The sequence below is a fragment of the Achromobacter semiaridum genome (genome assembly GCF_053543755.1).
Window position 1 is genome coordinate 29,357 of record NZ_JBLVOL010000115.1, and the last position, 9,847, is coordinate 39,203.

Annotated in this window: 10 protein-coding genes and 1 pseudogene; 4 read left to right on the top strand and 7 right to left on the bottom strand. The window is 64.1% G+C overall.

Annotated features, from left to right (window positions below; translation table 11 throughout):
• Positions 1 to 3 precede the first annotated feature (3 nt).
• Positions 4 to 288, bottom strand: coding sequence for a 1,2-phenylacetyl-CoA epoxidase subunit PaaB (gene paaB, locus ACNPP0_RS24495; RefSeq protein ID WP_006218245.1), 285 nt, complete (start codon positions 286 to 288; stop codon positions 4 to 6).
• A gap of 147 nt (positions 289 to 435) precedes the next feature.
• A complete protein-coding gene (paaA, locus tag ACNPP0_RS24500) occupies positions 436 to 1,425 on the bottom strand; it encodes a 1,2-phenylacetyl-CoA epoxidase subunit PaaA (RefSeq protein WP_050447890.1) in 990 nt (329 codons plus the stop codon).
• Positions 1,426 to 1,597: 172 nt separating this feature from the next.
• Here paaA and paaX point away from each other — a divergent pair, with 172 nt between their 5' ends.
• Positions 1,598 to 2,527, top strand: coding sequence for a phenylacetic acid degradation operon negative regulatory protein PaaX (paaX, locus tag ACNPP0_RS24505; protein ID WP_332610451.1), 930 nt, complete (start codon positions 1,598 to 1,600; stop codon positions 2,525 to 2,527).
• Positions 2,528 to 2,727: 200 nt separating this feature from the next.
• Here paaX and orn read toward each other — a convergent pair whose 3' ends face one another.
• Entirely contained in the window at positions 2,728 to 3,273 is a 546-nt protein-coding gene (orn, locus tag ACNPP0_RS24510) for an oligoribonuclease (RefSeq protein ID WP_448707254.1), read from the bottom strand.
• 60 nt (positions 3,274 to 3,333) lie between these two features.
• On the opposite strand from orn, the gene ACNPP0_RS24515 reads away from it, so the two are divergent.
• Both ACNPP0_RS24515 and rsgA read left to right on the top strand, forming a co-directional pair.
• Positions 3,334 to 4,584 (top strand): M48 family metallopeptidase, encoded by a 1,251-nt coding sequence (locus ACNPP0_RS24515; protein WP_448707255.1) that lies wholly within the window; start codon positions 3,334 to 3,336, stop codon positions 4,582 to 4,584.
• Positions 4,581 to 5,537, top strand: coding sequence for a ribosome small subunit-dependent GTPase A (rsgA, locus tag ACNPP0_RS24520; protein WP_332610454.1), 957 nt, complete (start codon positions 4,581 to 4,583; stop codon positions 5,535 to 5,537). The genes ACNPP0_RS24515 and rsgA overlap by 4 nt, the downstream gene beginning before the upstream one ends.
• Positions 5,538 to 5,660: 123 nt before the next feature.
• Here rsgA and ACNPP0_RS24525 read toward each other — a convergent pair whose 3' ends face one another.
• On the bottom strand, positions 5,661 to 6,392 hold the full coding sequence (locus ACNPP0_RS24525; RefSeq protein WP_448707256.1) for a CoA pyrophosphatase: 732 nt from the start codon (positions 6,390 to 6,392) through the stop codon (positions 5,661 to 5,663).
• A 123-nt stretch (positions 6,393 to 6,515) separates the two neighbouring features.
• On the bottom strand, positions 6,516 to 6,896 hold the full coding sequence (rplS, locus tag ACNPP0_RS24530) for a 50S ribosomal protein L19 (protein WP_006218237.1): 381 nt from the start codon (positions 6,894 to 6,896) through the stop codon (positions 6,516 to 6,518).
• Between the two features lie 218 nt (positions 6,897 to 7,114).
• On the opposite strand from rplS, the gene ACNPP0_RS24535 reads away from it, so the two are divergent.
• Positions 7,115 to 7,987 (top strand): EamA family transporter, encoded by an 873-nt coding sequence (locus ACNPP0_RS24535; RefSeq protein ID WP_448707257.1) that lies wholly within the window; start codon positions 7,115 to 7,117, stop codon positions 7,985 to 7,987.
• Between the two features lie 37 nt (positions 7,988 to 8,024).
• On the opposite strand, the gene ACNPP0_RS24540 is transcribed toward ACNPP0_RS24535, so the two are convergent.
• Together ACNPP0_RS24540 and ACNPP0_RS24545 are read right to left on the bottom strand one after the other, a co-directional pair.
• Positions 8,025 to 8,522: a hypothetical protein gene (locus ACNPP0_RS24540; RefSeq protein ID WP_448707258.1), complete on the bottom strand. Its 498-nt coding sequence runs from the start codon at positions 8,520 to 8,522 to the stop codon at positions 8,025 to 8,027.
• 287 nt (positions 8,523 to 8,809) lie between these two features.
• Positions 8,810 to 9,847: pseudogene (locus ACNPP0_RS24545) on the bottom strand (PA0069 family radical SAM protein); the annotation flags it as partial.

A 9,847-nucleotide genomic window follows, 5' to 3' on the forward strand; every position in this document is an offset into this window, starting at 1 on the left:
GCCTTACATGTGCTTGATTTCTTCGGGCATCGGGAAAAACGTGGGATGCCGGTAGACCTTGCTGTTGGCCGGTTCGAACAATGGTTCCTTGTCGCCGGGGCTGCTGGCCGAGATGTCCGAGGCGCGCACGACCCAGATGCTCAGACCTTCGTTGCGGCGCGTGTAGACGTCACGCGCGTGATTGATCGCCATTTCGGCGTCCGGGGCATGCAGGCTGCCGACGTGCTTGTGGGCCAGGCCGTGCTGGCTGCGGATGAACACTTCCCACAAAGGCCAGTCTTTGCTCATGATGGATATCCTTGAAATGCCGGGCGCGCGCGGCGCGCACCGGTATGCAGTGAAGGTTGCGGTATGGGTTGCAGCAAGGGTTGCGGCGCGGGATGCGGACGCGGGTTGCAGGCGCGGGTTGCGGACGGGCAGGCGTTGCTGACCGCCTCAAGCGGCCTTGCGTTGCGCCTTCTTGTCCGCGTAAGCGACCAATGCGTCGCGCACCCAGGCGCCGTCTTCGTGCGCCTTGACGCGCGCGGCCAGGCGTTCGCGGTTGCACGGCCCATTGCCCTTGAGCACAGCGTAGAACTCGCTCCAGTCGATCTCGCCGAAGTCGTAGTGGCCGCGCTCCGCGTTCCACTTCAGGTCAGGGTCCGGCACGGTCAGCCCCAGGTATTCGGCCTGCGGCACGGTCTGGTCCACCATTTTCTGGCGCAGCTCGTCGTTGGAGAAAAGCTTGATCTTCCATGCCATCGACTGCGCGCTGTTGGGCGAATCGGCGTCGGACGGGCCGAACATCATCAGGGCCGGCCACCACCAGCGATTCAGCGAATCCTGCACCATCGCCTTTTGCTCGGGCGTGCCATGCAGGCACATCTGCATCAGCAGGTCGTAGCCCTGGCGCTGGTGGAAGGATTCTTCCTTACAGACGCGAACCATGGCGCGCGCGTAGGGGCCGTAGGAACAGCGGCACAGCGGAATCTGGTTGATGATGGCCGAACCATCGACCAGCCAGCCGATCATGCCGATGTCCGCCCAGCTAAGGGTCGGGTAATTGAAGATGCTGGAGTATTTGGCGCGGCCCGCGTGCAGGTCGTCGATCAGATCATCGCGCGACACGCCCAGTGTCTCGGCGGCGCTGTACAGGTACAGCCCGTGGCCGGCCTCGTCCTGCACCTTGGCCAGCAGGATCGCCTTGCGCTTGAGCGACGGGGCCCGCGTGATCCAGTTGCCTTCGGGCAGCATGCCGACGATTTCCGAGTGCGCGTGTTGCGAGATCTGGCGCACCAGCGTCTTGCGGTAAGCATCGGGCATCCAGTCCTTGGCCTCGATGCGCACGCCATCGTCTATGCGGCGCTGGAACGTCTGTTCGGGGCCTTCAAGCTGGTCAGCGGTTTTGACCTGTTTGACGCCGGTTTCGACGAGTTGAGCGTACATGTTTGTCTCCTTGAGACGGTTTGCGAAATCGCAAGGCAAACGTTCCGCAGTGCCGTCATGTCATAGGCGGATTATTTAATACAAAAAAACCATTGTCAAACGCAAAGCTGTATCACATTGGATTTATGTATCATATTGCGGATCCTGATATCGGCCGCATGCGGCCCCCCTTATGGCAAACCCTACGTCGCCTTTGGACCGTTTCCTGTCCCGCTTGTTGAAAAGCGACCCGCCTCGCGCCAAATCGCTCTGCGTCAGCCTGCTGGGGGACGCGTTGGCGCCACACGGCGGCGCCATCTGGCTGGGCGACCTGATCGAACTGCTGGCCCCGCTTGGTATCAATGAGCGCCTCCTGCGCACGAGCGTTTTCCGGTTGGTGGCGCAAAACTGGTTGCAATCCGAGCGGCATGGCCGGCGCAGCCTGTACTTGATTTCGGAACAGGGGCTGCGACATACCGCGCATGCCTCGCAGCGCATCTACGAAGGTGCGACGCAGGACTGGAACGGGGAATGGACGTTGGTGGCGCTGCCGCGTACGGGCAACGGGCTGGCCGAGCGCGCCGAATTGCGTCGGGAATTGGTCTGGGAAGGGTTCGGCATGATCGCGCCGGGCTTGTTCGCGCACCCGCACACCGAGGCACGGGCCGCGCACGACATTCTTGAAAAGCTGGGTATCCCGGATCGGGCGCTGGTGCTGTCCGCCCGGGACCTGGCCGGCGCCGGCGGCCTGCCGATTGCCAGCCTGGCCTCGCAATGCTGGAACCTGGACGACGTGGCTGAGCAGTACCGCCAGTTCTCCCGCAACTTTGGCCCGCTGGAAAAGTTGCTGGATGAGGCGCCGCCGCCCGCCGACGCGTTCGTCGTACGGGTCATGCTGCTGCACAATTGGCGCCGGATCGTTCTACACGACCCCCAATTGCCTGCCCCCATGCTGCCCGACAACTGGCCGGGCCACGCCGCGCGCGCGCTGTGCGGAAGAATCTACTGGAAGGTATTTGACGCGTCGGAGACGCACCTGAACGCGCGCGCCGGACAGGATAACGCGCGGTATACGCCGTTGACGGCCGAGGTGGAATCCCGTTTCGGCGGGCGGCCGACCTGACAGGCGGTGCCGCGGGCGGGTCAAGGCCCCTGCCCGCTCATGACTGGGGGTGAATGCGGCTAGCGGAATGCGGCCCGATGAATGCGGCCCGATGAATGTGGCCCGATGAATAGGCCCGATGAATAGGCCACAGAATGCGGCCCCAGAATGCGGCCCCAGAATGCGGCCCAGTGATCAGGGCCGTTTCGATGCCGCCCGCCCTACACCTTCAGCAGGTGCTCACGGTAGTACTTGAGTTCGTCGATGGACTCATAGATGTCGGCCAGCGCTTCGTGGCGGCTCTTTTTCTCGAAGCCCTTGTAGACGGCCGGCGCCCAGCGGCGCGCCAGTTCCTTGAGCGTGCTGACATCCAGGTTGCGATAGTGGAAGAACTGCTCCAGGCGCGGCATGTACGCAAACATGAAGCGGCGGTCCTGGCTGATGGTATTGCCGCACAACGGCGATTTACCCGGAGGCACATGCTGCGCCAGAAACGCCAAGAGCGTATCCTCTGCCTGCGCTTCGGACACCGTGGACGCGCGCACCTTGTCGATCAGGCCGCTTTTGCCGTGCGTGGATTTATTCCAGTTGTCCATGGCGTCGAGCAGGCTGTCGGGCTGGTGGACAACCAGCACCGGGCCTTCGGCCACGACCGTCAGGTCGGGTTCCGTCACCACGACGGCCACCTCGATGATGCGTTCTTTCTCAGGATCCAGCCCGGTCATTTCCATGTCCAGCCAGACCAGGCGATTTTCGTTCACAGCCATATAATTTGCCTATAAAACACGCGATTTTCGCACATCCCTACTGAGCAAAACGCTTCGCCCATGTTCACACTGCTGTTCGTTGCTTTCCTGCTGGCCGATATTGCCGTGCGCCTGTGGCTGGCCGGTCGCCAGATCCGCCACGTTGCGCGTAACCGTGATCGCGTGCCGGATGAGTTCTCGCCTCGTATCGGCCTGACCAGCCATCAGCGCGCGGCCGATTACACCATCGCTCGCGTCAAACTGGGCATGCTTGAACGCACCTACGACGCCATTTTGCTGGTCTGCCTGACATTGATGGGCGGGTTGCAATTCATCGACCTGATGGTTGGGCAGCTTACCAGCAATGACTTTTTGCGCCAGATGCTTTTGCTGGTCGTGGTGGCGCTGGTGCTGGGCGTGCTGGGCCTGCCTTTCACGCTGTGGCGGCAGTTCAAGCTGGAGGCACGTTTTGGCTTCAACCGGATGACCCCCGAACTATTCATTGCCGACACGGCCAAGGGCCTGCTGGTGGCCGCCGTGCTGGGCCTGCCGCTGGCCGCGGCCGTGCTGGGGTTGATGGGCAGCGCGGGGGCCTACTGGTGGGTCTGGGCGTGGGCGCTGTGGACGGTGTTCAACCTGGCGCTGCTGATCGTCTACCCGATGTTCATTGCCCCGCTTTTCAACAAGTTCACGCCGCTGTCCGACCCGGATCTGGCCGGCCGCATCCAACGGCTGGCGCAGCGCTGCGGCTTCGCGCTGAACGGCCTGTTCGTGATGGACGGCTCGCGCCGGTCGGCGCACGGCAATGCCTACTTCACCGGCTTCGGGCGGTCGCGCCGCATCGTGTTTTTCGACACGCTGCTGGCACGTCTGAACGGCGACGAGATCGAAGCCGTGCTGGCACACGAACTAGGCCATTTCGCCAAGCGCCACATCATCAAGCGCGTTGCGTTCAGCTTTGGCGCCGCGCTGGCCTTTTTCGCCATCCTGGGCTGGGTATCGCAACAGCCCTGGTTCTACATGGACCTGGGTGTGGTGCCCCAACTGGGCGGACGCAACGACGCGATGGCGTTGCTGCTGTTCTTCCTGGTCATTCCCGTTTTTACTTTCCTGTTCACGCCGTTGGCCAGCTGGTACTCGCGTCGCGACGAATTCGAAGCGGACCGCTATGCGGCCGAGCAGAGTTCACCGCAACACCTGGTGTCCGCGCTGGTCAAACTCTACGACGACAACGCCGCTACGCTGACTCCCGACCCTGTGCATTCCGCCTTCTACGACAGCCATCCCCCCGCCGCCGAGCGCATCCGCCACCTGATGGCGCCCACCGCATGAGCGCCCCACGCAATGTCAGAAACGGCGTCGCAGTGCCCACGACCGACGCCGTGGGCGGCCAGCTGGACGGCCGCATCATCGCCGCGCACGGGCGCCACTACACCGTTGAGCTTGCAGACGGATCGCTGCGCAAGTGCTTCCCGCGCGGCAAGAAGGCCGGCGCCGCCGTCGGCGACCGCGTGCGCATCGCGCCGCAAGGCAAGGACGAAGGCGCGATCGACGCCATCCTGCCCCGCACCAACCTGCTGTACCGGTCCGACGAAATGCGGTCCAAGCAGTTCGCCTCCAACGTCGACCAGCTGTTGATCGTGATCGCGGTGCAACCGACGTTCTCGGACGACCTGACCGGACGCGCCCTGGCCGGTGCCTGGAGCGCCGGCATCTCGCCGTTGATCGTCCTGAACAAGACCGACCTGACGGAGGAATTGCCCGCCGCCCGCGCCCGCCTGGCACCGATCGCGGCGTTGGGCGTGCCCGTCGTCGAACTCAGCGCGCTGGAACCTGAGAAGGTGCACACGCTGCTGGCGCCACGCCTGGCCGGCCGCACCAACTTGCTGCTGGGCCAAAGCGGCATGGGCAAGTCCACGCTGCTCAATGCCCTGATTCCAGACGCACGCGCCGCCACGCGCGAACATTCCACCGCGCTGGACATGGGCAAGCACACCACGACCAGCACGCGGCTTTATCACCTGCCGGATCCCGGCGGCGACCTGATCGATTCGCCCGGGTTTCAGGCGTTTGGCTTGCAACACCTGACGCGCGACGACATCATCCGAGGCTTTCCGGAATTCGCACAGCCCATCGAGGAATGCCGTTTCTACAATTGCACGCATCGCCGTGAACCGGGCTGCGGCGTGGTGGCCGCCTTGCAGGCGGGCAAGATAAACCCGCTGCGCTACGCGCTGTACGAGCGCATTCTTGAAGAGAATCTGGCGGGACAACAACGCTATTGATTTCGCGCTGGTCACGGACACCACGACGGCCGCACACGCCACGACAACAAAAACGGCCCGCAGGGGCCGTTTTCTTTTGCACGGATGAATAGCGGATTGGCCGGCCCGCTTTCGGCCATACCGTCAGCGCGGCTGCAATCCGTGGCGCAACAGGTGATAGAGGTTGCGCAACATGCCCGCCGTTGCCCCCCAGATGAAATGCTTGCCGTAGGGCATCCCGTAGTAATTGCGCACGCGCCCGTCGTCCAGCCTGGCTTCGTACAGCCGATGATTGGCCGGGTCCATCAGGAAGGACAGCGGCACTTCAAACACTTCGGCCACCTCGAACGCGTCGGGCGCCAGTTCAAAACCGGGCCGCACCAACGACACCACGGGAATGATCGAAAAACCCGTCGCCGTCAGGTAGGGCGGCATGCTGCCCAACACTTCCACATGATCTTCCGGCAATCCGGTTTCTTCTTGCGCTTCGCGCAAGGCGGCGGCCACGGGCGTGGAGTCGCTGGTTTCGATGCGGCCGCCCGGAAAGCTGATCTGCCCGGCGTGGTCATGCAGATGCGCGGCGCGCTGGGTCAACATGATGTGTACGCCGTCATCGCGCGTGACCAGCGGAATCAACACGGCAGCCGGCACCGGTGTGCCCTCGCGGCCGGGGTAACGCAGATCGTTGTCGCGCGAAAGCTCCAGCGTCCAGGTGGATGGCCGGTTCAGCGTGCCCCGCAGGCGATCCGGGGTCAACAAGCTGGCAGGTACGGCCGGCAGAGAATCGTTGGCCACTACCCACGGTTGCGTCGCCGGATCGAAGCCGGGGCGCACAAGCGGCCGTCGAGGCCGCGCAGAATACGAGGAATCAGACATACGGCTTTGCAAAAAGAAAAAGGCACCCTCGCAGGTGCCTTTTTAACCCGGAAACCTGTGCCGGACGGAAACGCTGAATGGCGCGAACGTCCGACACTGGTAGGGCCGTGTGCCGATAAGCGATCAAGCCGCCGAGGCTTGCTTGCTGACCAGCTTTTCCTTGATACGTGCCGACTTGCCCGAGCGGTTGCGCAGGTAGTACAGCTTGGCGCGGCGCACGTCGCCGCGGCGCTTGACTTCGATGCCGGCGATTTGCGGCGAGTACAGCTGGAACGTACGTTCCACGGCTTCACCCGACGAAATCTTGCGCACGGTGAACGCGGAGTTCAGGCCGCGATTGCGCTTGGCGATAACAACGCCTTCGAAAGCCTGCACGCGCTTGCGGGTGCCTTCAACGACGTTCACGCTCACGATGACGGTGTCACCAGGAGCAAATTCAGGCTTGGCTTGGCCGCCGGTCAGACGGGCAATTTCTTCCTGTTCCAGGATAGCGATAAGGTTCATGAGAACTCCTAGATCATCTTGTCTTTGCGGGCTAAAACTATTGCCGTTCGTTTTTTACCGATGTTGTTACTGGTGCCGCAAGCAGAGGATGAGATTTGGCAAGCCGATGATTCTACACCAAAAGTCGGCTAGGGCGTCGGGTAGAATGGCGCCCTTCCGGCAGCTTGCTGTACCCTAGCTGCTTCTGTAACAAACACGTCATTCGGCGCTGTTCCCTCATGTCGTATACGTCCCTGATATTGGTCGTCCTGGCGGCGATGGCCCACGCTACGTGGAACCTGCTGGCCAAGCGCGCGGCCATGGTGGGCGCGCCTTTCGTGTTTGCCTACGGGCTGTGCGCATCCTTGCTGTACGCCCCCTGGGTCATCTGGGTGCTGATCCACGACGGCATGACGTGGACATGGCCCGTCGTCGGGGCCATCCTGACATCCAGCCTGTTGCATCTGGGCTACAGCCTTTGCCTGCAACGCGGCTATCAGGTGGCAGACCTGTCCGTGGTGTATCCCATTGCGCGAGGCACCGGCCCGCTGCTTTCCACCACGGGAGCCTTCCTGCTGCTGGCCGAACCCGCCACCGGCACCGGCATTGTCGGCATGCTGTGCGTGGTGATCGGCGTGCTGATGATTGCCACTCAGGGGCGCTTGACCATCTTCAAGCAGGCGCAGGCGTGGATCGGCGTGCGCTGGGGCGTGGTGATCGGCTTGTTCATCGCCGCCTACACCGTGGTCGACGCCTATGGCGTGAAGGTCTTGTTGATCAGCCCCGTGCTGTTCGATTGGTTCACGTGCGTAACGCGCACCGCCATGATGACGCCCCACATGATGGGCCGGCGTGCGCAAGCCTGGCAGTCCATGCGCGGCCACTGGCATCTGGCGTTGGCCGTGGGCCTGCTGTCTCCGCTGGGGTACATCCTGGTGCTATATGCGCTGCGCAACGGCGCGCCGTTAAGCCTGGTGGCGCCTGCCCGCGAAATGTCGATGATGCTGGGCACCCTGGCCGGCATGTTCCTGCTGCGCGAGAAGGTCGGGCCGGGCCGTCTGGCCGGTTGCGTGTCCATTCTGGTGGGCGTGGTGCTGCTGGGTTCCAGCTGAGCCCGCCACGCTGAGCCTAGCGTCGGGACCCGGCAATTCAGAAGCCGGCGGCGGCGCCCAGCCACATCAGGCCGGGGATGATCGCGCCCCACGCCAGCACCATCACCACATCCAGCACCATGGCCTTCATGGTGACTTGCGACGTTACGGGTTCTACCGTGGCGTTGCGCAGACTGCGCTCGCGCGCCGCCGCCGCCGGCATCGCGGGAGCCATGGCAGGCGACATGGCGGGAGCCATCGCGGAATTGACGGCGGGCGCCAGTACCGTAGCCACTGCCGGCGCCACGCGACGCGTCGCCGCCTGCTCGGCCAAGCCGCCCTCTTGGGCGGGCGTGGGCGGGAACGGCCAGCGTGCGGGGGAAGTGCCCGAGCGGCTGCGCTGGCGCGGTTCGTCACCGGCAGACGCGGTATTCCACGGCATGGCCAGGCCCGCCAGCTTGACGCAGGCGGCGCGGGCCCGATACGCGCCACGGCGCAGCGGGTTCAACGAGACGATGAGTTCATCTGACAAAACGGAAAAATCAGCGGTGTTCATGAGAACTCCTTCAAGAAACGATTCCACGCCGCCGCAGCGGCCGACACGGCAACCGGCCGTGATCAATCGAACAGCGACAACTGGCCGGCTGCCAGCGCGCGCAACTGGCGCGCACCACGGCCGTAGCCGCTGGAAACTGCCGGCAGGCCGTCAGAAAGGGGGACCCCTGAAGACGCTTGCGCGCCAACCGGGGATAGGAAAGCGGTAGAGGAAGGGCTAGGCGTAGCGGCAGCGGCAGCGGCAGCGGGCACAGCCACCGGGGCGCTAGCCGAGGGCGCCGCTGCGACCATCGCCGCCGCGCCCTGCCCTGCAAGCGAACCCGCCGAGAACAGAGACGGCGTGGCGCCGGACGCCACGGGCGGCTGGAAGCGATCGCAATCCAGCGCCAACCTGTGACGGTTCAGCCCCAGCTTGCGGGTCGCGACGGCGAAGCGCTGGCGCAGCAAGTCTGCCCAGATGCCGGTGCCGCGCATGCGCGAGCCGAAGTTGGGGTCGTTGCGACGGCCGTTGCGCAGGTCTTCTATGCGGTGCAGCACGCGCTGGGCGCGGTCCGGGTAATGAGCGTTAAGCCAATCCTCGAACAGGGTTTTGACCTCCCAGGGCAGGCGCAAGACGGTGTAGCTGGCGTAATGCGCGCCGGCCGCCTTGGATTCCTGAAGGATGTGTTCCATGGATTCATCATTGATGAACGGAATGACGGGCGCCACCAGCACGCCTACGGGCACGCCGGCATCCGTGAGGCTGCGCACGGCTTCCAGCCGCCGCCAGGGCGCTGCGGCACGCGGCTCCAGCGTGCGCGCCATGCCGGCGTCCAGCGTGGTGATGCTGATGTAGACGACCACCAGATTCTGCTCGGCCAGCGCTGCAAGCAGATCGAGATCCCGGCCGACCAGCGCGTTTTTCGTGACGATGGTGACGGGGTGCCGGGTTTCCAGCATCAGCTCCAGCATGCCGCGCGTCAGGCGCCAATCGCGTTCGATGGGCTGGTAGGCGTCAGTAGCAGAACCGATGTTGATCGGCGACGGCTTGTAGCCAGGGCGCGCGAGTTCCGCGCGCAGCGCATCGACGGCGTTTGCCTTTGCCACCAAACGGGTTTCGAAGTCCAGCCCGGGCGACATGCCCAAGTACGAATGCGTAGGCCGCGCATAGCAGTACACGCAACCGTGCTCGCACCCGCGATACGGGTTTACCGCAACGTCAAAGGGGATATCGGGCGAGTCATTGCGCGACAGCATCTTGCGCGCTTCTTCGGCCGTGACGGTGGTCTTGGGCGCGGGCGGAGCCAGCCGCGTATCGGGAACGATGGGGATGACCGTGGCGGGGGG